This is a genomic window from Streptomyces sp. NPDC040622 (assembly GCF_055593965.1).
Genome location: NZ_JBVIXD010000006.1, coordinates 376,292 through 399,943 on the forward strand (window position 1 = coordinate 376,292; position 23,652 = coordinate 399,943).

19 protein-coding genes and 2 pseudogenes are annotated in these 23,652 nt (G+C 71.0%); 10 read left to right on the forward strand and 11 right to left on the reverse strand.

Going from position 1 to position 23,652, the window contains the following annotated elements:
- The first annotated feature begins 50 nt into the window (after nucleotides 1-50).
- Together ACZ592_RS19415 and ACZ592_RS19420 are read left to right on the forward strand one after the other, a co-directional pair.
- Nucleotides 51-707, forward strand: coding sequence for a TetR/AcrR family transcriptional regulator (locus tag ACZ592_RS19415; protein ID WP_471582788.1), 657 nt, complete (start codon nucleotides 51-53; stop codon nucleotides 705-707).
- Between the two features lie 201 nt (nucleotides 708-908).
- Complete coding sequence (locus tag ACZ592_RS19420; protein WP_471582789.1) at nucleotides 909-2,432, forward strand: MFS transporter; 1,524 nt, start codon at nucleotides 909-911, stop codon at nucleotides 2,430-2,432.
- Between the two features lie 43 nt (nucleotides 2,433-2,475).
- On the opposite strand, the gene ACZ592_RS19425 is transcribed toward ACZ592_RS19420, so the two are convergent.
- A complete protein-coding gene (locus ACZ592_RS19425) occupies nucleotides 2,476-2,991 on the reverse strand; it encodes a MarR family winged helix-turn-helix transcriptional regulator (RefSeq protein ID WP_471582790.1) in 516 nt (171 codons plus the stop codon).
- A gap of 112 nt (nucleotides 2,992-3,103) precedes the next feature.
- Here ACZ592_RS19425 and ACZ592_RS19430 point away from each other — a divergent pair, with 112 nt between their 5' ends.
- The gene (locus tag ACZ592_RS19430; protein WP_471582791.1) at nucleotides 3,104-3,874 is read left to right on the forward strand and encodes a dioxygenase family protein; all 771 of its coding nucleotides are present in this window, start codon (nucleotides 3,104-3,106) and stop codon (nucleotides 3,872-3,874) included.
- A 49-nt stretch (nucleotides 3,875-3,923) separates the two neighbouring features.
- Here ACZ592_RS19430 and ACZ592_RS19435 read toward each other — a convergent pair whose 3' ends face one another.
- Nucleotides 3,924-4,964, reverse strand: coding sequence for a questin oxidase family protein (locus ACZ592_RS19435; RefSeq protein WP_471582792.1), 1,041 nt, complete (start codon nucleotides 4,962-4,964; stop codon nucleotides 3,924-3,926).
- Between the two features lie 59 nt (nucleotides 4,965-5,023).
- A complete protein-coding gene (locus ACZ592_RS19440; RefSeq protein WP_471582793.1) occupies nucleotides 5,024-5,566 on the reverse strand; it encodes a GNAT family N-acetyltransferase in 543 nt (180 codons plus the stop codon).
- A 181-nt stretch (nucleotides 5,567-5,747) separates the two neighbouring features.
- Between ACZ592_RS19440 and ACZ592_RS19445 the strand changes: the two genes are divergently transcribed.
- On the forward strand, nucleotides 5,748-6,749 hold the full coding sequence (locus ACZ592_RS19445) for a sigma-70 family RNA polymerase sigma factor (protein WP_471582794.1): 1,002 nt from the start codon (nucleotides 5,748-5,750) through the stop codon (nucleotides 6,747-6,749).
- 598 nt (nucleotides 6,750-7,347) lie between these two features.
- On the opposite strand, the gene ACZ592_RS19450 is transcribed toward ACZ592_RS19445, so the two are convergent.
- Nucleotides 7,348-8,331, reverse strand: coding sequence for a helix-turn-helix transcriptional regulator (locus ACZ592_RS19450; protein ID WP_471582795.1), 984 nt, complete (start codon nucleotides 8,329-8,331; stop codon nucleotides 7,348-7,350).
- Between the two features lie 62 nt (nucleotides 8,332-8,393).
- Between ACZ592_RS19450 and ACZ592_RS19455 the strand changes: the two genes are divergently transcribed.
- Entirely contained in the window at nucleotides 8,394-9,950 is a 1,557-nt protein-coding gene (locus ACZ592_RS19455) for an MFS transporter (RefSeq protein WP_471582796.1), read from the forward strand.
- 101 nt (nucleotides 9,951-10,051) lie between these two features.
- On the opposite strand, the gene ACZ592_RS19460 is transcribed toward ACZ592_RS19455, so the two are convergent.
- The gene (locus tag ACZ592_RS19460; protein WP_471582797.1) at nucleotides 10,052-11,305 is read right to left on the reverse strand and encodes an extracellular solute-binding protein; all 1,254 of its coding nucleotides are present in this window, start codon (nucleotides 11,303-11,305) and stop codon (nucleotides 10,052-10,054) included.
- Between the two features lie 135 nt (nucleotides 11,306-11,440).
- Here ACZ592_RS19460 and ACZ592_RS19465 point away from each other — a divergent pair, with 135 nt between their 5' ends.
- Nucleotides 11,441-12,202 (forward strand): TetR/AcrR family transcriptional regulator, encoded by a 762-nt coding sequence (locus ACZ592_RS19465; RefSeq protein WP_471582798.1) that lies wholly within the window; start codon nucleotides 11,441-11,443, stop codon nucleotides 12,200-12,202.
- Between the two features lie 165 nt (nucleotides 12,203-12,367).
- On the opposite strand, the gene ACZ592_RS19470 is transcribed toward ACZ592_RS19465, so the two are convergent.
- Nucleotides 12,368-12,787 carry a hypothetical protein gene (locus ACZ592_RS19470; protein ID WP_471582799.1) on the reverse strand — a complete coding sequence of 140 codons (420 nt, stop codon included), beginning with the start codon at nucleotides 12,785-12,787 and terminating at the stop codon, nucleotides 12,368-12,370.
- A 417-nt stretch (nucleotides 12,788-13,204) separates the two neighbouring features.
- Here ACZ592_RS19470 and ACZ592_RS19475 point away from each other — a divergent pair.
- Nucleotides 13,205-13,465, forward strand: a pseudogene (locus ACZ592_RS19475) (NUDIX hydrolase); the annotation flags it as partial.
- Here ACZ592_RS19475 and ACZ592_RS19480 read toward each other — a convergent pair.
- A pseudogene (locus tag ACZ592_RS19480) lies at nucleotides 13,443-14,459 on the reverse strand (hypothetical protein); the annotation flags it as partial. The pseudogenes ACZ592_RS19475 and ACZ592_RS19480 overlap by 23 nt on opposite strands.
- A 332-nt stretch (nucleotides 14,460-14,791) precedes the next feature.
- Between ACZ592_RS19480 and ACZ592_RS19485 the strand changes: the two are divergent.
- Both ACZ592_RS19485 and ACZ592_RS19490 read left to right on the forward strand, forming a co-directional pair.
- The gene (locus ACZ592_RS19485; RefSeq protein ID WP_471582800.1) at nucleotides 14,792-15,028 is read left to right on the forward strand and encodes a DUF7848 domain-containing protein; all 237 of its coding nucleotides are present in this window, start codon (nucleotides 14,792-14,794) and stop codon (nucleotides 15,026-15,028) included.
- Nucleotides 15,029-15,392: 364 nt separating this feature from the next.
- Nucleotides 15,393-15,647 carry a hypothetical protein gene (locus ACZ592_RS19490; RefSeq protein ID WP_471582801.1) on the forward strand — a complete coding sequence of 85 codons (255 nt, stop codon included), beginning with the start codon at nucleotides 15,393-15,395 and terminating at the stop codon, nucleotides 15,645-15,647.
- Nucleotides 15,648-15,728: 81 nt separating this feature from the next.
- Here ACZ592_RS19490 and ACZ592_RS19495 read toward each other — a convergent pair whose 3' ends face one another.
- The 4 genes from ACZ592_RS19495 to ACZ592_RS19510 all read right to left on the reverse strand — a co-directional run bounded on the left by ACZ592_RS19495 (nucleotide 15,729) and on the right by ACZ592_RS19510 (nucleotide 20,459).
- Nucleotides 15,729-16,511 carry a DUF6227 family protein gene (locus ACZ592_RS19495; RefSeq protein WP_471582802.1) on the reverse strand — a complete coding sequence of 261 codons (783 nt, stop codon included), beginning with the start codon at nucleotides 16,509-16,511 and terminating at the stop codon, nucleotides 15,729-15,731.
- Between the two features lie 188 nt (nucleotides 16,512-16,699).
- Entirely contained in the window at nucleotides 16,700-17,917 is a 1,218-nt protein-coding gene (locus ACZ592_RS19500) for a L,D-transpeptidase (protein ID WP_471582803.1), read from the reverse strand.
- 191 nt (nucleotides 17,918-18,108) lie between these two features.
- A complete protein-coding gene (locus ACZ592_RS19505) occupies nucleotides 18,109-19,230 on the reverse strand; it encodes a P1 family peptidase (RefSeq protein WP_471582804.1) in 1,122 nt (373 codons plus the stop codon).
- A gap of 77 nt (nucleotides 19,231-19,307) precedes the next feature.
- Complete coding sequence (locus ACZ592_RS19510) at nucleotides 19,308-20,459, reverse strand: sirohydrochlorin chelatase (RefSeq protein WP_471582805.1); 1,152 nt, start codon at nucleotides 20,457-20,459, stop codon at nucleotides 19,308-19,310.
- Nucleotides 20,460-20,785: 326 nt separating this feature from the next.
- Between ACZ592_RS19510 and nirB the strand changes: the two genes are divergently transcribed.
- Nucleotides 20,786-23,536, forward strand: a complete 2,751-nt coding sequence (gene nirB, locus ACZ592_RS19515; protein WP_471582806.1) for a nitrite reductase large subunit NirB — start codon at nucleotides 20,786-20,788, stop codon at nucleotides 23,534-23,536.
- Nucleotides 23,537-23,652 lie beyond the last annotated feature (116 nt).

Here is a 23,652-nt window from a genome sequence, read left to right on the forward strand (position 1 = left end):
GCGGCCAGTCGACATCAGCTACGACGCCAGCTACGAAACGAGGAGCAGCCGTGGAGACCGCCACCGCCCCCCAGCGCCGAGTCACCCGCCCGCGGGCCGACGCCCTGCGCAACCGGGAGCGGATCGTCGCCGCCGCACGCGAGATGTTCGTGGAGTACGGATCGGACGTACCCCTCGACGAGGTCGCGCGCCGGGCCGGCGTCGGCAACGCCACGGTCTACCGCCACTTCGCCGACCGGGCTGAGCTGGTGCGCCAGGTCGTCCTCTCGGTGACGGACCGCGTCGCGGACCTCGCCGAAGAGGGCATCGCCACGGCGGACGCCGACGGCAGTGCCTCCTTCCAGGCGCTGCGCACCTTCGTGCACGCCGCCGTCGGCGAGCGGATCGGCGCCCTGTGCCCGATGCTCGCGGCCGACTTCGACCCCTTCCACCCCGACCTGACCGACGCCCGCGAGCGCCTGGAGCACTCCGTCGAAGGCCTCATGGCGCGGGCCCGCGAAGCCGGGCAGCTGCGCACCGACATCGCCGTCGGTGACCTGATGGTCGCCCTCTCCCAGCTCACCCGTCCGCTGCCGGGCACGGCCTGTGTGGGCATGGACGGCTTCATCCACCGTCATCTGCAGCTGTTCATGGACGGCCTGATGACACCCGCCCGCTCCGAACTCCCGGGGGAGGCGGCGACTCTGGAGGACCTCCGACAGGACTGACCTCCGACAGGACTGACCTCCGACAGGACTGACCTCCGACAGGACTGACCTCCGACAGGACTGACCTCCGACAGGACTGACCTCCGACCGGACCGACCTCCGACCGGACCGGCCTCCTTCGAACCCGAACCGGGGCCGGCCCTCACCTCTTCCGACTTTCTGCCTGTTTTTGCCCTTCCGTACCGCTAGGTGGCTACCTCCATGTCTCAAACAGCTCTCAAGCCCGACGCCGGGCCTGACGCCAACCGCTGGAAAGCGCTGGTCTTCATCGCTCTCGCGCAGCTGATGGTCGTCCTCGACGCGACCATCGTGAACATCGCGCTGCCCTCCGCCCAGCAGGACCTCGGCATATCCGACGGCAACCGCCAGTGGGTCATCACGGCCTACGCGCTCGCCTTCGGCGGTCTGCTGCTCTTCGGCGGCCGCATCGCCGACCTCTGGGGCCGCAAGCGCACCTTCGTGACCGGTCTGATCGGCTTCGCCGCGGCCTCCGCGCTCGGCGGTGCCGCGAGCGGCGAGGCCATGATGCTGGGCGCCCGCGCCCTGCAGGGCGTCTTCGGCGCGCTGCTCGCGCCCGCCGCCCTCTCGCTGCTCGCGGTGATGTTCACCGACGCCAAGGAGCGTGCCAAGGCCTTCGGCATCTACGGCGCGATCGCCGGTGGCGGCGGCGCCGTCGGCCTGATCCTCGGCGGCTTCCTCACGGAGTACCTGAACTGGCGCTGGACCTTCTTCGTCAACATCCCGTTCGCGGTGATCGCCGCCCTGGGCGCGTACTTCGTCATCCGTGAGCCGGCCGGCGGCCGCAACCGCTCGCCGCTCGACATCCCCGGCGTGGTCCTGTCCACCCTCGGTCTGGTCGCGCTCGTCTACGGCTTCACGCGCGCCGAGTCCGAAGGCTGGTCGGACACCGTGACGATCACGATGTTCGTCGCGTCCGTCGTGCTGCTCGCCGCGTTCGTCCTCACCGAGGCCAAGGTCAAGTCGCCGCTGCTGCCGTTGCGCGTCCTGACCGAGCGCAACCGGGGCGGCGTCTACATGTCGCTCGGCCTCGCGGTCATCGCGATGTTCGGCCTCTTCCTGTTCCTCACGTACTACCTGCAGATCGTCAAGGGCTACTCGCCGGTCAAGACCGGCTTCGCCTTCCTGCCGATGATCGTCGGCATGATCACGGGCTCCACGCAGATCGGCGCCCGTCTGATGACCCGCGTCCCGCCGCGGCTCCTGATGGCTCCGGGCTTCCTGCTCGCCGCCGTCGGCATGCTGCTCCTGACGCAGCTGGAGATCGGCACCTCGTACGCCGGTCTGATCCTGCCCGCGCAGCTGATGCTGGGCCTCGGCATGGGTACGGCGTTCATGCCCGCCATGTCGCTGGCCACGCACGGCGTCGAGGCCCGTGACGCCGGTGTCGCCTCCGCGATGGTCAACACCTCGCAGCAGGTCGGCGGCGCCATCGGCACGGCTCTCCTGAACACCATCGCCGCCTCGGCGACCACCGCGTACCTCACGGACCACGCGGCCGGTGCCACCAACCCCAAGCTCCTCCAGGCGCAGGCCATGGTCGAGGGCTACACCAGCGCCATCTGGTGGGCGGTCGGCATCCTGGTGGTCTCCGCGCTGATCGCGGCGACGTTCATCACCACCGGGCACCAGGGCGGCGCCGCACCCTCCGCCGACTCGTCGGACGGTGTCGAGGACGACGTGAAGATCCCGGTGATGGCCCACTGACCCGGTGGGGAACGGCCGGTCCGAGGACCGGCCGCAGGGTCCTCTAGCGGAGCCAGGGGAGGTCCGCCCCGGCCTCCTCGGGCTGAAGTCCCTCGGCGACGATCGTCATGATCTCGCCGAGGGACTTCTGCTGTTCCGGGGTGAGCCGGTCGAAGAGGGCCTGGCGCACGGCGGTGACATGGCCGGGCGCGGTCCTGCGCAGCACCCCGAACCCCTCGTCGGTGAGGATCGCCAGCTGGCCGCGCTTGTCGGAGGGGCAGTCCTCGCGGCGCACCCAGCCGCTCTTCTCCAGGCGGGCGACCGCGTGCGAGAGCCGGGACCGGGTGATCTTCATCGTCCTGGCCAGCTCGGTCATCCGCAGCCGCCTCCGGGGGGCGTCGGACAACTGGACCAATATGCCGTAGTACATGTGCGGCATGCCCGCGTCGCGCTGCAACTGACGGTCGAGGAAGTCGTCCAGAAGTGTGGTCGCCTGGAGGTAGGCCCGCCAGACGCGCTGCTCGTCGCCGTCCAGCCAGCGCGGCTCGTCGGCCGGGGAGGGGGTCGCTGCCGTATCCATGCGCTCCACTGTACGAGGCTCTTCCTTGAAGTTTGAACAAACCACGCGTACGGTTGCACCGTAAAGCTTGAGAGTTCAAGTAATTGGTCCCCGGCCGCCCCGGAGGTGCGCGATGACCCGCATGCCCGCCCTGTACCTCAGCCACGGCGCCCCGCCGCTGGCCGACGACCCGGTCTGGCCCGGCGAGCTCGCCGCCTGGTCGGCCGGACTGCCCCGGCCCAGCGCGATCCTGATGGTCTCCGCCCACTGGGAGGAGGCCCCGCTCGCCCTCTCCGCCACCGAGACACTGCCCCTCGTGTACGACTTCTGGGGTTTCCCCGAGCACTACTACCAGGTGACCTACGCCGCCCCCGGGGCACCGGAACTCGCTGCTTCCGTACGGAAGTTGCTGCACGGCCCCGGCACGCCCGTGCAGGACGTGCCGGACCGCGGGCTCGACCACGGCGCGTACGTCCCGCTCGTGGAGATGTACCCGGACGCCGACGTCCCCGTCCTGCAGATCTCCCTGCCCACCCTCGACCCGCGCCGCCTCATGGACATCGGGCGCCGGCTCGCGCCGCTGCGCGACGAGGGCGTGCTGATCGTCGGCAGCGGCTTCTTCACGCACAATCTGGCGGCGCTGCGGCAGGGCGGCATCCCCTCCTGGTCGGCGGAGTTCGACGCCTGGGGCCACGAGGCCCTGGAGGCGGGCGACGTGGACGCGCTGCTCGACTTCGGGCACACGTCACCGGCCGGCCGGCTCGCCCACCCGCGCACCGAGCACTTCGCACCGCTCTTCGTGACGCTCGGCGCGGCCGACGCGGCGGGGGACCTCGGCACGCAGCGCAGCGTGATCGACGGATTCTGGATGGGGCTCGCCAAGAGGTCCGTGCAGTTCGGGTGAGGGGACGCCCTGGCTGGGGGCGCGGGCGTCGGCGGACAGGCCCTGGCGCTCAGCCGAGCGGCTCGCTGAGTTCCACCGCGCGCAGGGCCGCCGCCAGTGCCTGCTCGTCGCCGACGTCCAGGGCCGTGTCCGTCAGCTTGATCACGTGCTCGTCGCCGTGCGCGAGGGCCCGCTCGAAGACCTCCTCCGCGGTGAACGTGCCGGGCGGGGTGTACGCCACGGGCTCGTCCGGCGCGTACATCGCCGTGATCGCCGCCGACGCCGTCCACGCGGCCCGCAGGCTCGGCACCCACAGCGCGCGGGGGAGCGCGGGCAGGGCGCGCAGCACGGCGTTGGGCGCGGTCGCCGCGTGCACCAGCATCGTCTCCTCGCCGTGCCCGTGCGTGGCGTACCGGTGGGTGCTCGCCCGCACCAACTCCGTCAGCCTGCGCCGCGCCTCCTCCGGGTCGTCCACGGCGGCGGCCCACACCGGCAGGCCCTCGACGCGGGCGAGCCGCGCGGGGAAGTCGCCCTGCGTCCGGTCCGCGAGGGGCGGCACCGCGTCCAGCGCGTCCGCCGCGCTGTCGGCGCCGGGCAGCGGGACGACACCGGAGGCCGGGTGGTGCCGGGCGGCCCAGTAGCCGAGGCCGTGGGCGAGCTCGGCCAGGCGGGGGCCGGTCTCGCCGCCCGCCTCCAGGGTGCGCACGGCGTGGCCCACCCGGATCACGGGGTGCGCCGCACCGCCGTACAGGCCCGGCAGCAGCCGCGGCCACCACTCGGCGAGCACGTCGCGCCAGGGGCGGGCCTCGCCGGAGGTGCCGGAGGCGTCGGAGATCTGGCGCTCGAAGTAGGCGATCCAGTCCGCGGCCCGGCGCGTGTCACCGAGCGCGGTGCGCCAGTTCGCGTCGGTGACGGGCGCCACCGGCGCGGGAAACTCCTCCAACTTGGGAGCGTAAAGATCGAGCCACCGGTGGACGGCGCGCGCCTGCCCGTGCGAGGCCAGCGCCTCGACGGCCATCGGGGCGTGGTTGGTGAGCCGCCCGAGCCGCTCGGGACCGGTCGCGTGCAGTCGCTGCAGGGCTTCGTCGAGGGTTCCTGTGGAGTCGGTCATGCCAGGACCGTAGGGCGGCGGTCCGCCCGCACGGAACGGGCTCGGGACCTAGGTCCTGCCTAGGCCCGAGGGCCGAGCGGCAGTTCGTACCAGGCCACGTCCCAGTACCGGCCGAACTTCCTGCCCACTTCCTCGTACGTCCCCACGTACCGGAACCCGAAGCGCTCGTGGAGGCGGACCGAGGCCTCGTTCGGCTGCGCGATCCCCGCGTAGGCGCGGTGCAGGTCCTCCTTGCGCAGGGCCTCGAACAGCGCTTCATAGAGAAGTGTGCCGATACCGCGGCCGTGGGCGTCCGGGGCGCAGTAGACGCTGATTTCCACAGAGGTGGAGTAAGCAGGCTTCGGCCGGAAAGGGGTACTGGTCACGTACCCGAGCAGCCGGCCCGGGCGCGGACCGGAACGAGGCTCCCGGGCAACCATCAGGCGGTGCGGGCCGTCTTCCGGGTGGGAGAGCAGCCAAGGGCGGCGCTCTTCCGGACGGAGGACGACGGTGTCGAAGGTGACGGCCGTCTCACGCACGTAGTGGTTGTAGAGGTCCGTAAGGGCTTCCAGATCGGCCTCGACTCCCGGCCTGACCTGCACCTCTGTACGTTCTGACGTCACCCGGCCCCCCTCCGTGGCGGCACAGGGTACTGCACCGTCAGGAAAAAAGATGTGCGGCTTGGGAATTCTGTCCGGATTCCAGTCGTTGTTTCCATCGGATGCAGGGCACCCGAGGGTGTGCCATCCACCACAGAGGCCCCACCAATGGGCCGACCAGGACCACCATCGCAAGGGAGCACGCATGGCAACCCGTGCCGTCGCCCGTCGTAAGTCCGCCGCCTCCGGCGAGACCGACGCGGCACGCAGTGTTCGCGCCGTAGGCGGGGAGATCGCCGACCGCGACCTGGTCGGCATGTACCTAGACGAGATCGCGCGCACACCGCTGCTCGACGCCGCCAAGGAAGTGGAGCTGTCCCAGATCATCGAGGCGGGGGTCTACGCCGGGAAGATCATGGACGGCGAGGTCGCGGACAGCAAGGTCACCGCGGACCACGAGGAGCTCGAAGCCCTCGTCGCCGACGGTGAGCGCGCCAAGGACGTCTTCATCCGCTCGAACCTCCGGCTCGTGGTCGCGGTCGCCCGCCGCTATCCGCGCAGCGGTCTCCCCCTGCTCGACCTCATCCAGGAGGGGAACGCGGGCCTGGTCCGCGCGGTCGAGAAGTTCGACTACGCCAAGGGCTTCAAGTTCTCCACGTACGCCACGTGGTGGATCCGCCAGGCCATCACCCGCTCCATAGCCGACCAGTCCCGCACCATCCGCCTCCCCGTCCACCTGGTCGAGGAGCTGGGCCGGATCCGTCGCGTCCAGCGCGAGTTCAACCGTGAGAACGGCCGGGATCCCGAGCCCGCGGAGATCGCTACGGAGCTGTCCTCGACGCCCGAGCGCGTCACGGACGTCCTGGACTGGGCGCGCGACCCCGTCTCGCTCAACATGGGCGTGGACGACGACGGCGACACGCAGTTCGGTGACCTCCTCGAGGACACCTCGGCGGTCTCGCCCGAGCAGTCCGTCCTGTCGCTGCTGCGCAGCGAGGAACTGGACGGCCTGATCGGCCGCCTCGACCAGCGCACGGCCTCCATCATCAAGATGCGGTACGGCATCGAGGACGGGCGTGAGCGGACGCTGACGGAGGTCGGCAAGGAGCACGGGCTGACGCGGGAGCGGATCCGGCAGATCGAGAAGCACGCGTTGCTGGAGCTGAAGAAGTTGGCGCGGGATACGGGGTTCGACGCGGCGGCCTAGGCGGCCGGCCTTGGGCGGTCCTGGGTGCGTTTTCGCCTTCGTCTGCGGGTGTGGTGTGGCTTGTCGCGCAGTTCCCCGCGCCCCTGGGGTTCGGTTGTGGGGCGGGGTCGCGGGGGTATGTACGTACTCGCTATCCCTGCGCCACGCTGCACGAACAAAGGCGCTATGGCTGGCTCGGTGCTCCGTGCGCACATACCCCCGCGCCCCCTCCGGCCGGTTGGGAGGCTGCCGGTCATCGGTGGTGGACAAGCCCCGCAGGGGCGAGTGGGCTTTTAGGGGCGCGGGGAACTGCGCGACCAGCCACGGCGAACCTGCACCCGCCAAGCGTCCGGGCCCTCCGCGGCGGGTGGGTCTTTAGGGGCGCGAGGAACTGCGCGACCAGCCACGACGAACCCGCAGCCACACACGCAGCGCGGCCCGCAACGGCGGGTGGGCTTTTAAGGGGCGCGGGGAACTGCGCGACAAGCCACAACACACCCGCACCCGCCCGCGCAGGGAGGAACCCACCCACCCCGCACCGACAAGCCACGACGGGCCCGCACCCGCCCGCGCAGGGCGACCCCCACCCACCCCACACCGCCCAAGGCCCAGGGGCCAGTCAGCGCGTGGCGCGGGAGAGGCGTCTTGTCAGGTCCCTCAGGTAGGTGAGGAGATCTTGCGGCGCGTGTGCCGTGAAGTCGCAGTCCAGGATGGCCAGGCGGAGCGCGACCCACTCGATGGAGTCGGAGACCGCGCAGCGGAGCCGGCACGTGCCGTCGTCCAGGGGTTCCAGCGGCCCGAGGGAAGACGGCAGGCGCGCGGTCACGAAGGCCGCGGGCGCCGCGAAGGTGACGTCGACGTCGTACGTCTGGCGGCCGCTGTACATCTTGTCGCGGAGGAACTCCGCCGCATCCCCCTTCGGCAACTCCCGCGGCACGAACCGCGCCCCCGTCGCGAAGGGCTCGCTCACCCGGTCGACCCGGAAGGTCCGCCAGTCCTCGCGGTCGATGTCGTACGCCACGAGGTACCAGCGCCGCCCCGTCGAGACGAGGCGGTACGGCTCCGTGAGCCGGCGGGACTCCGTGCCGTCGCCCGCGCGGTAGCCGAAGCGGAGGCGTTCCTGGCCGGCCGCGGCCGACGCCATCACCGTCAGCGTCTCCGGCGCGATGGTCGCCCCGTCCCCGCTGGTCAGCGGCGTCGTGGCGATCTGGAGTGCGGAGACCCGGTGGCGCAGGCGGGCCGGCAGGACCTGTTCGAGCTTGGCGAGTGCCCGTACCGACGCCTCCTCCACGCCCTCGACCGCGTGCCCCGCCCCGGCCCGCAGGCCGACCGCGATGGCCACCGCCTCCTCGTCGTCGAGGACCAGGGGAGGCATGGCCTTGCCCGCGACGAGGCGGTAGCCGCCGGCCGCGCCCTGGCTGGCCTGTACGGGGTAGCCGAGGTCCCGCAGCCGGTCGATGTCGCGCCGCACCGTGCGCCTGCTGACGCCGAGCCGGTCGGAGAGTTCGGCGCCGGGCCACTCGCGGGGCGTCTGGAGGAGGGAGAGGAGCTGGAAGAGGCGGGCCGGGGTGTCGGTGCCCGCCGTCGTGCCGTCCGTCGTCATGCCGTCCAGGGTGCCGGACAACTAGGTCATGGACTGGCCTATATGGCCTCTAGCCTTGCGGCATGACTTCACCCAGCACCACGTCCGCCTCCGGCGCACCGGCGGCCGCCGGCGACCGGCGGCGTTGGTTCGCCCTGGCCATCGTGATGACGGCCGCCTTCATGGACCTCGTCGACGTCACGATCGTCAACATCGCGATCCCGTCCATCCAGCGGGACGCGGGCGCCTCGTTCAGCCAGATCCAGTGGATCACCGCGGGCTACACCCTCGCCTTCGCCGCCGGCCTCATCACCGGCGGGCGCCTCGGTGACATCCACGGGCGCAAGCGGCTCTTCCTCATAGGTATCACCGGCTTCACCGTCGCCTCCGCGCTCTGCGGCTTCGCGGTGAACCCGGAGATGCTGGTCGCCTCCCGCATCCTGCAGGGCGGCATGGCCGCGCTGATGGTGCCGCAGGTGCTGTCGATCGTGCACGCGACCTTCCCCGCGCACGAGCGCGGCAAGGTCTTCGGGCTCTTCGGCATGATCGTCGGTCTCGGCGCGGTCTCCGGGCCGCTGCTCGGCGCGCTGCTCACGGAGTGGAACATCTTCGGCCTGGAGTGGCGGCCGATCTTCCTCATCAACCTGCCGGTCGGCATCGCGGGCCTCGTGCTCGGCCGGAAGTTCATCACCGAGTCCAAGGCGCCGAGGGCCCTCAAGCTCGACCTCGTCGGCGTCGTCCTGGTCACGGTCGGCCTGCTGATGATGCTCTACCCGCTCACCCGCGGGCGGGAGCTGGACTGGCCGGTGTGGGGTTACGTCATGATGGCCGGCTCCCTCGTCGTCTTCGGCGCGCTGGTCGCGTACGAGAAGTGGAAGACCGCGAAGGACGGCTCGCCGCTCGTGGAGCTGTCGCTGTTCAAGGTGAAGAGCTTCGCCGCGGGCATCGCCGTGCAGACCGTGTTCGGCGTCATGATGGGCATCTTCTTCCTCGTCTGGACCCTCTACATGCAGGTGGGTCTCGGCTGGACCGCGCTGCGCGCGGGACTGACCGGTGTGCCGTTCTCGATCGCCGTCTCGGCGGCGGCCGGCATCTCCGTGCAGCAGCTCGTGCCCCGCTTCGGACGCAAGGTGCTGCAGGCGGGCGCCCTCGCGATGGCCGTGGGCGTGCTGCTCTACATCTGGGAGGCGGACCGGTACGGCGCGGGCATCGCGTCGTGGCAGATGGCGCTGCCGCTCGTCGTGATGGGCGTCGGCATGGGTCTCATCGTCGCGCCCCTGACGGACGCGGTCCTCTCGGACGTCCCCAAGGAGCACGCGGGCTCGGCCTCCGGACTGATCAACACCGTGCAGCAGATGGGCACCGCGCTCGGCCTCGGCCTGGTCTCGGTCGTCTTCTTCGGGGTGATCGACGAGCGGGTCGCGCCGGACCGGATCCCTGCGGAGTTCGCGGACGGCTTCCAGAACGCGCTGTGGTGGGTGGCGGGCGTGCTCGTCGTCATCTTCCTGCTGATGTTCGCCCTGCCCGCCAAGCCCCGGCAGCACGTCGAGGGCGGCACGGAGGATGGGGACGGCACCGGTGAGCCGGCCGCCACGACGGACGGTGGTCTCCCGGAGAACGAGCCCGTGTTGGCACCCTGAGCGCCCCGAGCGCCCCGAGTGCCTTGATCCGTGAGCTGCCCCGCGCCCCCTTTGGGGTGCGGGGCAGCTCACGTGCTCGGGCGGTGGCGGCCGGTGGGGTTCTAGAGCTCCGCCTGCGTCGCCGTCGTGTCCAGGGCGTCAAGGACCGCCTTCGGGCTGCCGCCCTTGGCCACCGCCTCGCCGATGTGACGGCGTACCGCGCTCCTGACCTGCGGCCACGAGCCGAGGTTCGTCGGCTGGAACTGCGCCATCGGCATCTGGTCGATGAAGTCCCACATCGGGCGCTGCGCCGGGTTCTTGCGCAGGGCGTTCGAGGCCGAGGTCGTCACCGGCAGCGCGGACTGCCCGCCGCCGTACGCCAGGGCCGACTTGCGGCCGTAGAGGTAGCCGAGGAACGTGCCGCACTGCTCGCGCCGGCCGTTCTGCTTGAACGCCATCAGCCAGTCGTTGAGGCCCACGGGCGGTGCCGCGCCGCCGAGCTTCTTGGGGAACGGGGCGTGCGCGTAGGGGAACTTGGCCTGGTCGGCGGCGCCCATCAGGACCGGGTGCGCGATCATCATGCCGATCTTCCCGCGCAGGAACTGGGCGTACGCGTCCGTCCTGGTCAGCGATTTCGGGTCCGGTCCTGCGAGCCCCGGCGCCACGAGGTTGTCGCGCAGCCAGGTCAGGGTGTCGATGTTGCCCGCGGTGGCGAAGTCGTAGCCGGTCAGGCCGGCGTAGCCGGCGCCGTCCGCGAGCAGCCAGGCGAGCGCCTCGTCCTCGGCGGCCTCCGGGCCCAGCTGCAGGCCGTAGGGCGTGGGGACGCCGATCTCCTTCAACGCCTGTGCGGCATCCCGCAGTTCGGCCCAGGAGCGGGGGGCCTTCAGGCGGGCCTGCTTGAAGAGGGCCTTGTTGTAGAAGAGCCGTGGGGTGCTGGCCAGGAAGGGCATGCCGTACTGGACGCGGTCGACCATGCCGGCCTCCGCGTAGGAGCGGATGAAGTCGCCCTCGGTACGGATGTCGAAGAGGTCGGAGGCGCTGTAGAGCTTGTCGTCCTCGGCGTAGGGCGCGAAGAAGTTGGACTGCGCGATGTCGGGGGCGTTCCCGTCCTTCACGCGCCGGGCCAGGGTCTGGTCGAGCTTGGCGAACGGAATGCGTTCGAGGTCGATCCGGACGTCCGGGTGGGCCTTCCTGAAGGCGGCGATGAGGCTGCCCCACTGGTCGCCGATCGAGGAGCCGACGCTCTTGTCGTAGCTGGCCACCATGAGCTTGAGCGGGGTGTCGGTCTCCGCGGAGCAGGCGCTGAGGCCGGCGGTGCCGAGCGCGGTGGCGCCGGTGAGACCGGCCGTGTGGAGAAGGAACTGCCGACGACGCACCGCTGTTTGCCACCTCTTGCTCGCACCTGGTGCGCATGCGCGCTGCCCGCACCGCGCCTTTCGGTGGCAGATTCTGCCATACAGGCAGTACGTGCCTTCGGGTCCCTGTGTCCGGGCTGGCATAACCTGCCAGGCATGCCTGCAAGTTCGCTGACCGAGCGACGTAAGAACGAGACCCGCCTGGACATCGCCCGCACCGCCGCGGCGCTCTTCGTCGCGGACGGGCTGCGGGCCACCCGCGCCGAGGACATCGCCCGGTCGGCGGGCGTCGCGCCGCGCACCTTCTACCGCTACTTCGCGACCAAGGAGGAGTCGGTCGCGCCGCTCTTCGCCGCGGGCGCGCAGCAGTGGGCGGAGGCGGTGCGAGCGGCCCCGGCGGATCTGCCGGTCGCGGGCGCGCTGCGGCACGCCGTCACGCACGCCCTCGCGGCGGACCGTGCCGGGGCGGCGGAGTCCCTGGACTGGGTGCGGTCGCTGCTGCGCATGTCGGCGGAGAGCCCGGCGCTGCGGTCGGTGTGGGCGGACGCGTGCCATGCCTCGGAGCAGACGCTGCTGGGGATCCTCGCGGAGCGGGCGGGCGCCGAGGCGGGCGCTGCCGTGCCCCTTGCCGCTGAGCCGTCCGCTGCCGAGCTGTCCGCTGCCGTGCCCCTTGCCGCTGAGCCGTCCGCTCCCGAGATGTCCGCTGCCGAGCTGTCCGTTGCTGAGCCGCCCGCTGCCGGGCAGCCCGCTCCCGGGCCGCCCCTGGAGCTGCGGCTCGCGGCCGGCATCGCCAGCGCGGCCGTGCGGGTCGCGGTGGAGACCTGGGCGGCGGGGCCCGCTCCCGCGGTGGGCGCCGACGGTCCCGCCGCGCTGGCGGAGCGGTGCCTCGACGCGCTGGACGGGTTTCCCTGGCCGTAGCGTTGGGCAGCCAAGCAGGCCGCTGCCGCTTCCTCCATCCCCGACGAAGACCTTCGGGATCTTGCCGACATGCTAGGCATCGAACTCCCCTCCTGAGCACGCAGTGTGGGCCCCAACCCGGTCAACGGTTGGGGCCCACACTGCGTACTCAGGGACAGTTCTGGATCACGTGCAGCCCCAGAGGGAGATGGCAACGCCGAGGATGGTGACGCCTACCGGGCCGGTCGCAACGGCTGCCCCCAGCCCGGTCACGCCAAGCGAGGAAGCGCACTTCCATACCTGCTGCTGTTGCTTGGAGGTCAGTGAAGGACCGCCAATATAGCGGTAGTTCTTGCCCCTATAGGTGAAACACCCGACGGACGAAGAGCAGTACTGGTTCTTCGGTACTTCCCGGAAAACCTTCTTGCCGCACTTTGACCCCGGCGGGCAGTACTTCTTCGTGGTGACACACTTCTTGGACGGAGCGCAGACGCGCTTCGATGCCGCATGGGCGGGCGCCGCTGGTCCCACGGTCAGGAACAGTACGGCGAGGGCGGTAAAGGCTGCTGCGATCAGCAACCGAGCGGGCCGTCGACTGGTGTCCAAGGTTGGTGTAGCTGTACTGCTATACATTGCAGCCTTCCCCGATGAAACATCTATACCTGCACGGCAGACCGCAGTTGAAGATGTGGTCGTGCGGTCTGCGCAGGAATAACTTGCCACACAGGCGCGACCGGATAAAGAGGACTTAAGTCCTTCTCGGCGTGTGAACTCGTGAATCCCGGGGCCGGTTGCCTCTTCTGTGTCGCAACTTGGCGGGTCCAGGAGATGGAATGTGTATGTGGGTCAACTCGAAGTATGGGCCCGCCACTTGGTTTCAGAGTTACCGTTCTCTGCTCATGAGCCTTACTGGAGTTGCTGCCCTCGCCCCTCGGACGTCTATCCGCAGTGCAGTCATCTCTCGTCAGGTTGACGCGAACGGGTCGAGCCCACGGCTGGCGTTCAGCGCGTCTGCGATCCTGGGAAGAGACGGGATACCACCCGGGCCCCATCAAGCACCTCGTATACGGTGAGCCTGCCAACGGGATCACCGACTCGCAGCATCACGTCTTTCGCATCGACGGTGGCACCTACGCGGGACCACCGACCGAGAAGAATGAGTCGGACCGTATCGAGTGGATTCCCCTCTCAGAGGTACGCGGGATGATCGACCGCAAGGAGATCGTGAGCAGTGGATCGCTCATCGGCCTCCTTTATCTCCTCATGGACGAATCGATCCGCTGACTGGCGGGAGGAGCGCCCGTAGCCTCGCCTCGAAGGCCAGAGCTACGGGCCCGTTCCTGTGCGGGGCGAGTTGGTCGTAAAACTCCCTGAGGTGACCCGCGACCCGCTCGGAAACCACAGTCGATGCCGACTCCAGGGCCTGCGTGGCGGTGTAGCAGGACTTATCCAGCTTGCCCTGGTCCGGCTGCGTGCGTGCGAGCCAGAAAGAGTGGAACGCGCGGCCTCGCTGGTTGGCGTGATTCTCCCGACGTCATGCGTCCGCGATCAAAGGTTCCGCGATCACGGCCTCTCCGAGCCGCCCGTGGGCGATGCCGGTGTCCACGATGAGCTTCGCCTCGTCGAAGTAGTAGGACACCCACGAAGGGTCCGGGTCGGCAGCCCGGATCTGCTCGAACTGGCGGTGTGCCTCTCCCAGTGCCCGGTGGGTGGAGTCCCGGTTTCCGAGAGTGGCGTGGGCGAATGCCTCCCGCACGGCCAGCATCGACAGGACGCGCGGGGTCGTGCCCAGAGCTGTCCGGGCCTGATCCTGGGCGGCGTTCACGTAGGCCAGTGAGTCCGCGAGTTTGTCCTCATAGGTGGCCTGCAAGCTCAGGCAGCCCAGAACGTTGGTCATGGCCTGCCGGTCGTCGCTCTCCCTGGCCAGTTGCAGCGTCTGTGTGAAGTAGGCCGTGGCCTGGCGGTACTGGCGGGCGTCGAAGTAGGTACAACCCACCATGCGTGCCAGTGCGGCGGCGACGCCGTACAGGCCGTTCTGGATCGCGGCGGGTCGGTTCTCCTTGAGTCGCCCGATCACATATCGCAGCTGCCCGACGATGGCCGGCCGCAGTGCCTCACCTCCGTGCTGGTCGTCCTGGCGCCAATAGCCCTCGATAGACGACTGAAAGGCCGTGAGCGTCGCCGCGTTGAGGCTCGTCCTGGTGGTCAACGCCAAGATGCTGTCCACATCGGTGCCCGGCAGCATCGACGGCCCAAGCGTCTCCGGCTTCGGCTCCTGCGCTCCCTCGGGTCGCTACGGAGCATGGCGAAGGGAACGAGGCCATCCGCTCGGCCGGCGGTACGGCCCTCCGACTCGGAGCCGATTCGTTCCCCCGGCGAAGAGGAGGCGCCAGTGGTCGACGATGCGGTTCTACCGGCTGTCGGCACCCTCATGGTGGATGCGCGTAACGGCAAGTCGGGCATCGGCATGGACCACGTGGGGCCGTACGTGCAACTTCGTCCGTCTCATGGGGGCACTGAGTGGGACGTGCCTCCCGCCGAGCTCCGCAAGCCCACTCAGTCCGAGGAGTTGAGCTCCAAGCTGTCGGTTGCCAACAGGCGGTGGGGACTGTGAGCCCCAGGGCCGTCCTGCGGTACAAGCAATGGACCCTCGAACCCGACGTTGAGCCCGACTCGGAGCCGGTGACCTACGCCATGCAGTGCGCTGTGGACGAGGAGACCTCACCGGCCGGCGAGGACTCGGTGGCGCCGCAAGACTGGGTGCTGGAGCACTGCGGCAAGCATCCCTCCCATCACACCTACCGCGAGATCATCACTCGCCCCTGGCGGGCCTGGAGGCGGACTTGATGCGCAGACCAGTCGCCTGGGTGGGGGCAGTTCACCGGGCCGCTGATGATCATCATGATCTCCGGCTCCTAGGGCCTGGTCGTCGGCTTCACGCCGGCGTCCGGCCCGCTGTCCCTCTGAATCCTTACCCGACAACTAAAGACCGGACCACCTCTTCGCCTGGACAGCATTCCGGGGTGGTCCGGTCGTGGCGGCGCGGGCGCCCGAGGCGAAGCAGGCGAGGGCGGCCGTCTGAGCGTCCGCGTGGCCGGGACATGTGGCTGAGGGGACGTTGGGTCCCGGAGTGTGCGACTTGCGTCACTTCGGGACCTAAGTCCTATTGCCCCCTGTCGTAAGACCCCGCCCCTGTTGTCTACTGGGCCGCATGCTCCAGGATGTCTCGATCGTTCAGCAGATAGGCGTGGCCGTGCTCACCGTGGCGACCGTCGTCTGGGCCGTCGGCCTGGTGCGGGTCATGCGCAAGGAACGGCCCGACGTGCAGGTGTGGCGACAGGACCGGACGCTGAGCGCGCTGCCCGCCCAGCAGGGTCCGCCGCGCGCGGAGACCGTGGAGCTGACGCCGGACGAGCGGGCCGCCTTCGCCGGTCTCGTACGGCAGTTCGGCGACGGACGTTCCTGACGCCCGGCGCTCCTGACGCTCGGCGCTCTTGGCGCCCGATGCTCCTGGCGTCGCTCCTGACGCCGCCTTGCGGGCGCTTGCTCAGCCCCGCGCGCGGCTGCTTCGGCTCCGCGTCCACTCCTGCGCCCGGCGCTCCATCGCGGCGCGGGCCGCCTCCTCGGTGGCGTAGACCTCGCACAGGTGCCGGCCGTCGGGCGTGAGCGTGTGCTCGACCTCCCACAGGCTGGTCTCGCCGCCGTCGAAGAGCAGGAACGCGTGCTCGTACAGCGAGAAGCACATGCGCACCTCGCCGGGCAGGCAGGGGCGGCCGAAGGCCTGGGTGATCTGGTGCGCGAACGCCGCGCGCAGCAGGCGCTCGACGCGCTTGCCGGGCCGGTCGCCGTCCGGGTTCTCCGCGCGGCGCAGCAGCCGGCGCGCGTGGTCCGCGGAGTCGTCCGGCACGTACGCGTGGCGGGGCTCGTCGTCGGGCGGCAGTTCGAGCAGCACGGGCCGGACGCACACGGGCGGGTCGGGCGGCAGCGGCAGCCGCGAGGTCGCGATGCCCGCCTCCTCCTCGTCCGCGTAGACCTCGTGGGTCGGGGCGCTGCCCGGCGCGGTGTTGTGGACGAGCTCCCAGAGGGTGAGGACCGTCGTGTCGGCGAGCAGCCAGGTGTGTCTGTACGTCTCCCGGTGCAGGCCCGAACTGTGGTGCGCGGAGTGCAGGGTGCTGTCGTGCGCGAGGGCGGAGCCGAGGCGGCTCATCACCTCGTCCGGCAGGTCGAAGGAGTTCAGGGCACGGCCGAGGAGTCGCTCGAGATGCTCCTCCGGAGAGTGTGGCTCGGGCGACTCGGGTGGCTCGTACGCAGTGTCGTACGGAACGCTCAAGGCTTTCTCCCGGCGTTGCTACATGTCACCTGGTGAGTGCATACCGTAGCCCCTGGGTCCGACATCATGCCCGGGAACGGGAAAACGTACGAGCCACGTGGGAAGTTCCCACGTGGCTCGCTCAGTTGGGGGTGCGATTGGGGTGCGGCTGGGGGTGTGGTCGGGGTGGCGTGCGGTCGGGGGTGGGGTCAGCTCGCGCTGCCCGCCGTCCACTCGCTCCAGGACATGTTCCAGCCGTTGAGGCCGTTGTCCGGGGCGACCGTCTTGTCCGGGGAGCCCTTGACCGTCACGACGTCGCCGATCAGGGAGTTGTTGTAGAACCAGGCGCCCTGCGTGTTCGGGTCGCCGGCGCCGCGCGCGTCCTGCAGGCCGACGCAGCCGTGGCTGGTGTTGGCGCTGCCGAAGATGGACGGCGAGCCCCAGTAGTTGCCGTGGATGAAGGTGCCCGACGAGGACAGGCGCATGGCGTGCGGCACGTCCTTGATGTCGTACTCGCCGCCGAAGCCGACCGTGTCGCCGTTCATGCGGGTCTGGGTGAACTTCTCGGAGATCACCATCTTGCCGTTGTACGTCGGGTTCGACGGGCTGCCCGCGGAGATCGGGACGCTCTTGATGACCTTGCCGTCGCGCTCGACCGTCATCTTCTTCGCCTGGACGTCGACGGTGGAGACCTGGGCGCGGCCGACAGTGAAGGTGACCGTCTTGTTCTGCACGCCGGTGGCGCCGTTCGCGCCCTTCACGCCGTCCAGGGCGATCTTCATCGTGACCTTGGAGCCGGCCTTCCAGTAGTCCTCGGGCCGGAAGTCCAGGCGCTGGCTGCCGAACCAGTGGCCGACGACCTTCTGGCCGGTCGAGGACGTGACCGTGATGTGCGACTGGACGTCCTTCTTCTCCGTGATCGCCTTGTCGAAGGTGAAGGAGACCGGCATGCCGACGCCGACGGTGGTGCCGCCGTCGGGCGTGTAGGTGCCGATGAAGCTGTTGGCCGTGGAGACCGTGGTGAACGTCGCGTTCTCGGTCGACGCGTTGCCCGAGCCGTCCTTGGCGTTGGCGGTGACCTTGTACTTCGTGCCGCGCTCCAACTGGGTCTTGGGCTTCCAGCTGGCGCCGTCGCCGGATATGGCGCCCTCGACCGCGGTGCCGGACGTCACCGACGTCATCTTCACGCTGGTCAGCTTGCCGCCCTTGACCTTGACGCCGGTGGCGTTGATCGAGGCGTCGGTGGCGCCGTCCTTCGAGGAGATGGTGATGTCCGCGCCCTTGGCGGCCGAACTGCCGCCGTTCTTGTCGTCCTTGGCGTCCGCATCGCCCCCGCAGGCCGTCAGGGTCAGCGCGCCCACGGCAGCGAGCGCGGTGGCCGCCAGCAGGGCGCGGCGCCGGGGGTTGACTATGACCGACCTTGTCACGGGCTGCTCCAAGTACGTGTTCTGATCCAGTACGAACTAAGAGCGGCCGGGGCGCGGAGAGGTTCCGTCCGGACAGTGTGAGTGTGGGCACACTCGGTGAGCCCAACGGGCGGGCACGCGGGGCGACTTGACGCCTTGTGAGATGCGGTGTGATATTTCGTGGCGTTATACGATCTAATGTGGCTTTTGGTCTACTTGCCGTAGAGATCGAGGTACGCGGGGAAGGTGCCGCCCGGCGTGTCCACGGACTCCGCCGCCAGCATCGCCCGCACGATCGCTTCCGTCACCAGGTCCGCGCCCGCGGCGAGGATCCCGTTGAGGGCCAGCGGATCGTCGACGGCGGCAGCCAGCGGTCGTTCCCCGGTGGCGAGGGCGAACACCGTGTCGCCGTCGTGCAGAAGGTGGACGGGCCGCACCGCGCGCGCCATGCCGTCGTGCGACGTGCCGGCCAGCTTCTGCGCCTGCGCCTTGGTGAGTTCGGCGTCGGTGGCCACCACGGCGAGCGTCGTGTTCAGGGGCGGCAGGCCGCTCCTCGCCGCGGCCTCGGTGAGGCGCCGCGTCGCCTCCTCGTGGACGTCCGGCGCGGGATAGCTCACCCGCCGCCCCGCGAAGTACTCCCCGTACAGCGCGCCCGTCTCCAGGTCGACCGCCGAGCCCGCGGCGTTCGCCACGACCAGCGCGGCGACCGTGATCCCCGAGTCGAGACGCCGGCTCGCGCTGCCGACCCCGCCCTTGAACCTGCCGACCACCGCTCCCGTCCCCGCGCCGACGTTGCCCTCCTGGACCGGCGCGAACCGTTCGCGGCGCGCGGCGTCCTCGACCGCGGCCCGGCCCGTCGCCGCGTCGGGCCGGGCGCCGAAGTCGCCGCCCCTGCCCAGGTCGAAGACGCAGGCGGCCGGGACGACGGGGACGACCTGGGCGGGGTCGGGGCCGACCCGCACGCCCCGCCCCTGCTCCTCCAGCCACGCCATCACGCCGGACGCGGCGTCCAGGCCGTACGCGCTGCCACCGGTGAGGACGACCGCCTCGACGCGCTGCACCAGATTGCGCGGATCCAGCGCGTCCGTCTCGCGGGTGCCGGGTCCGCCGCCGCGCACGTCCACGGCGGCGACGGCGCCGCCCTCGGGGGCGAGGACCACGGTGGTGCCGGTCAGCCGGCCCTCGCCGACGCGCGCGGCGTGGCCGACGCGGAGCCCTGCGACATCGGTCAGCGAACCGGGCGCCGGACCGGGCGTCGGACGCGACGTCGAACGGGACGTCGAACGGGACGTCGAAGGGGATGTGGCAGCGGAATCGGAAGCGTCAGAGGTCATGAGGAAGGCGTACCACGCGGCGCGGTCACGGGCGGCGCGTCGCCCGGGTGGTGGGCATCACCCCCGTCGCGACGGGATCAGGCCGCGGCGCCGAGGGAGGCGACAGGGACACCCGGGCGACGCGCGTCGGCGGCGCGAGGGCCGGCCTCTGCCTTGCGGGGGGCGGCCGTTGCACCAGGCCGGGGGGCCGTCGTCGGGTTGAGGGGGGCCGTCGTCGGGGTGGGAGGGGCTGTCGTCGGGTTGAGGGGGTCCGACGTCGGGTTGAGAGGGCCCATCGTCGGGTTGAGAGGGTCTGTCGTCGGGTTGGGGGAGGCCGCCGGTGCGTCACGAGGGCCTGCCCGCGTCCCACGTACGCCCGCCGCCTCTTCGTTCCGCCGCGCCGCCTCTTCGTACCGTCGCCGGACGAGGTCTGCCACCCCGGGGTGGTCCGCGAGGGGAGCGGCCACGGTGTCGGCGCCGGACGCGGCGAGCGCGCGCGTGAAACGGCCCGGGGCCAGCAGATGCGTGGCCACGGCCACCGTCCGGTGCCCCTCGGCCCGCAGCCGCGCCACGGCTTCGGGGACCGTGGGCGCGGCGGCCGAACAGTACGCCTCGCGCACCGGGACGCCGGGCAGCAGCGAGCGGAGCTGTCGGGCGGCGGCCAGGGCCCCGTCGTTTCCGCCGGGCCGCGAGGACCCGGCGGCGGCGAGCACCACGGCGTCGGCCCGGAGGCCAGGGTCCCGGAGACCCTTGTCCCGGAGGCCCTTGTCCCGCAGGTCTGGGGCCCGCAGGCCTGGGGCCGGAACGTCCGTGCCCTGTAGACCTGTGCTCTGTACGTCCCCCACCCGTACGCCCCCCACCCGTACGTCCCCATTCCGCCCGCCCGCGTCCCGGATGCTCGCGCCCCCTGCGCCCTCACGGTGCTCGGCCTCGCGCAGCCGGTCCCGCAGGGCGAGCGCGACGGCGATGTCGCCGCTGAGTCCCTCCGTGAGTACACAGCCGGGGCCGCGCCCCTCGACGACGGCGGGGATGTCGACGGTGCGGTGATAGCCGTCCCCGAGGAGGAGGGGGACGACGACGGCGTAGGGGCGCTCGCGCAGCGCTTCGGCGAGGGAGGGCGACTGGTGGTCGAGGTGGCCGACGACGGGTCGTGTCCCGCCCAGGTGCTCGACCCGGTCGCAGAGCCGCCGCAGAACGTGGCCGGCACCGGGCAGCGCGCTGCCGTGCACGGCGAGAACGAGAGGTCGCACGGTCCGTCCCATCCGAAGCCGGAGAAGCCTGGATCTCTGCGAGCAGGCCCGGGGCGGGACAGTGGTGTCGCCGCACTCCCGCCCCGGAAACCGCATCGCACCGGGCTGCGCTGTCGGTCGGGAAGCAGCCCGTCGACGACGACGCTACGCCCGCGTCCACCCCGGGTCCGCCGCCAAAAGCCCCGACCCGACGGGCCGTTGGGCCCGCACGGACAGGTCCTTGGCTGCCCGGGGTCGTGCCGCGCCAGGCCTACCGTCGAAGGGAAGATCCCTTCCCGGGGGCGACCCGGCGGGGGAGTCCCCCAGCGCGACGGAGTGTGACCCCCATGACCCAGAACCTGGTGCTCATCGGCCACGGAATGGTGGGCCACCGTTTCCTGGAGACGCTCGCCGAGCGCGGTGCCCTCGCCGACCCCGCCGCCCCGGACCGCCCCGGCTGGCGGGTCACCGTCCTCGCCGAGGAGGACAGGACCGCCTACGACCGCGTCCACCTCTCCTCCGCGTTCACCGGCGCCACCGATGCCGAACTCTCCCTCTGCGCACCCGGCTTCCTCGACCGACACGGCATCGACCTGCGCCTGAGCGACCCGGCCGAGCACATCGACACCACCGCCCGCACGGTCACCACCACCTCCGGCGCCACCGTCTCCTACGACGCCCTGGTCATCGCCACCGGCTCCTACCCCTTCGTGCCGCCCATCGACGGCGCCGACGCCCCCGGCTGCTTCACCTACCGCACCCTCTACGACGTCGAGACCCTCACCGCGTACGCCGGCGAAGAGGGCCGGAGCACGGGTGTCGTCATCGGCGGCGGACTCCTCGGCCTGGAGGCGGCCGGCGCGCTGCGCACCCTCGGACTGCGCACCCACGTCGTCGAGTTCGCCCCCCGCCTGATGCCCCTCCAGGTCGACGACGGAGGCGCGGCGGCCCTGCGCGCCACCATCGAGTCGATGGGCGTGTCCGTGCACACCGGTGTCGGCGCCGCCCGGGTCGCCACGGACGACGGCGGGGCCGTGCGCGCCCTGTGCCTGAGCGACGGCCGCACCCTCGACGCCGACGTCGTGGTCTTCTCCGCCGGCGTACGCCCCAGGGACCGCCTCGCCCGTGAGGCGGGGCTCGCCGTGGGCGACCGGGGCGGTGTCGTCGTCGACGAGCACTGCCGCACCACCGACCCCTACGTCTACGCCATCGGTGAGTGCGCGCAGAGCGCCGACGGCCGCGTCTACGGCCTGGTCGCCCCCGGCTACCAGATGGCCGAGGCGGCCGCCGACGCCCTCGCCGGGGACGGGACCGCCGTCTTCACCGGGGCCGACACCTCCACCAAGCTGAAACTGATGGGCGCCGACGTCGCGTCCTTCGGCGACCCCTTCGCACCTGAGGGCGAGGAGGGCGGCGCGGTCTCCGTCGTCTTCTCCGACAGCCGCGAGGGCGTCTACAAGAAGCTGCTGCTGGGGCCCGACGGCCAGTTGCTCGGCGGCATCCTGGTCGGCGACGCGGACGCCTACGGCACCTTGAAGCCGCACGCGGGCCGCGCTCTGCCCGCACCCCCTCAGGCCTACGTCCTGCCCGCCTCGGGCGTCGAACTCCCGGGCGCCGACGCCCTGCCCGACGACGCCGTCGTCTGCAGCTGCCACAACGTCACCAAGGGCGCCGTGCGCACCGCCGTCACCGAGAACTCCCTCACCGACATCGGCGGCATCAAGCGCTGCACCAAGGCGGGCACCGGCTGCGGAGGCTGTGTCTCCACCCTCCAGTCCGTGCTCGACGCCGAGCTCGCCGCCGCCGGGATCGAGAAGCCCAAGGGCCTGTGCGAACACTTCGCGCTGACCCGCGCCGAGATCTACGAGCGGATCCGCACCGAGCGTATCCGCTCCTTCACCGAACTGATGGAGAAGCACGGCCTGGGCGGCGAGGGCTGCGCCGTCTGCAAGCCCGTCGTCGGCAACGTCCTGGGCACCCTGGCCCCCGAACTCGGCCTGCGCCACGTCCTGGACGGCGAACAGGCCACCCTCCAGGATTCCAACGACCTCTTCCTCGCCAACCTCCAGAAGGACGGCACCTACTCCGTCGTCCCGCGCGTCCCCGGCGGCGAGATCACCCCCGCCCAGCTCATCGCGATCGGCGAGGTCGCCCGCGACTTCGACCTCTACACGAAGATCACCGGCGGGCAGCGCATCGACCTCTTCGGCGCCCGGGGAGACCAACTCCCCGCGATCTGGCGCCGCCTGGTCGACGCGGGCCTGGAGTCCGGCCACGCCTACGGCAAGTCCCTGCGCACGGTGAAGTCCTGCGTCGGCGCCAAGTTCTGCCGGTTCGGGCAGGGCGACTCCGTGCGCCTCGCGATCGACCTGGAGCTGCGCTACCGCGGCCTGCGCACCCCGCACAAGATCAAGGGCGGGGTCTCCGGCTGTCTGCGCGAGTGCGCCGAGGCCCGCGGCAAGGACATCGGCGTCATCGCCACGGCCAACGGCTGGAACCTCTACGTCGCAGGCAACGGCGGCGCGACCCCGCGCCACGCCGACCTCCTCGCCGCCGACCTGTCCGCCACTGAGCTCTTCCGCCTCGTCGACCGCTTCCTCATGTACTACCTGCGCACCGGCGAGCGCCTGGAGCGCACCGCGCCGTGGTTCGAGCGGATGGGCGGACTCGACCACCTCACGTCGGTCCTGATCGACGACTCCCTGGGCATCTGCGCCGAACTGGAGGCCCAGATGGACCGCCACGCGGCGGCCTACCGGGACGAGTGGCAGGCGGTCCTGGAGGACCCGCAGGCCCTGGCGCGCTTCGAGCAGCACCTCGCGCAGCCGTCGCCCGAGTTCCTGGAGCCGGGCCGAGGCAGGGCGGCGGTCCTGCCCGACGGCAGCGAGGCGGCGCTCTTCAAGGACGGCTCGGGCCGGGTCTACGCGGTCGGCAACCGTGACCCGTTCTCCGGGGCCGACGTGATCGCCCACGGCATCCTGGGCACCCGCGACGGCCGCCCCGTCGTGGCCTCGCCGATGCACAAGCAGGAGTTCGACCTGCGGACGGGCGCATGCCTGGACGATCCGTCGGTCGCGCTGCCGGTGCACGAGGTCTGAGCACCGCCCCGCGCGTGCGGGGTCCGAAGTCCCCTCACACTCCCGATCTTTGGCCCGGCCGACTGGTGTCCTACGCCTCTGCTGCCGGTAAGCCGTGGGCCGGATGGTGGATGTGT

Coding starts and splice junctions, on each gene's coding strand:
- ACZ592_RS19425 (WP_471582790.1), bottom strand. CDS start 2,991: ATGGATACGGCAGCGACCCCCTCCCCGGCCGACGAGCCGCGCTGGCTG.
- ACZ592_RS19465 (WP_471582798.1), top strand. CDS start 11,441: ATGCCTGCAAGTTCGCTGACCGAGCGACGTAAGAACGAGACCCGCCTG.
- ACZ592_RS19420 (WP_471582789.1), top strand. CDS start 909: ATGTCTCAAACAGCTCTCAAGCCCGACGCCGGGCCTGACGCCAACCGC.
- ACZ592_RS19450 (WP_471582795.1), bottom strand. CDS start 8,331: ATGACGACGGACGGCACGACGGCGGGCACCGACACCCCGGCCCGCCTC.
- ACZ592_RS19445 (WP_471582794.1), top strand. CDS start 5,748: ATGGCAACCCGTGCCGTCGCCCGTCGTAAGTCCGCCGCCTCCGGCGAG.
- ACZ592_RS19455 (WP_471582796.1), top strand. CDS start 8,394: ATGACTTCACCCAGCACCACGTCCGCCTCCGGCGCACCGGCGGCCGCC.
- ACZ592_RS19430 (WP_471582791.1), top strand. CDS start 3,104: ATGACCCGCATGCCCGCCCTGTACCTCAGCCACGGCGCCCCGCCGCTG.
- nirB (WP_471582806.1), top strand. CDS start 20,786: ATGACCCAGAACCTGGTGCTCATCGGCCACGGAATGGTGGGCCACCGT.
- ACZ592_RS19505 (WP_471582804.1), bottom strand. CDS start 19,230: ATGACCTCTGACGCTTCCGATTCCGCTGCCACATCCCCTTCGACGTCC.
- ACZ592_RS19490 (WP_471582801.1), top strand. CDS start 15,393: ATGCTCCAGGATGTCTCGATCGTTCAGCAGATAGGCGTGGCCGTGCTC.
- ACZ592_RS19435 (WP_471582792.1), bottom strand. CDS start 4,964: ATGACCGACTCCACAGGAACCCTCGACGAAGCCCTGCAGCGACTGCAC.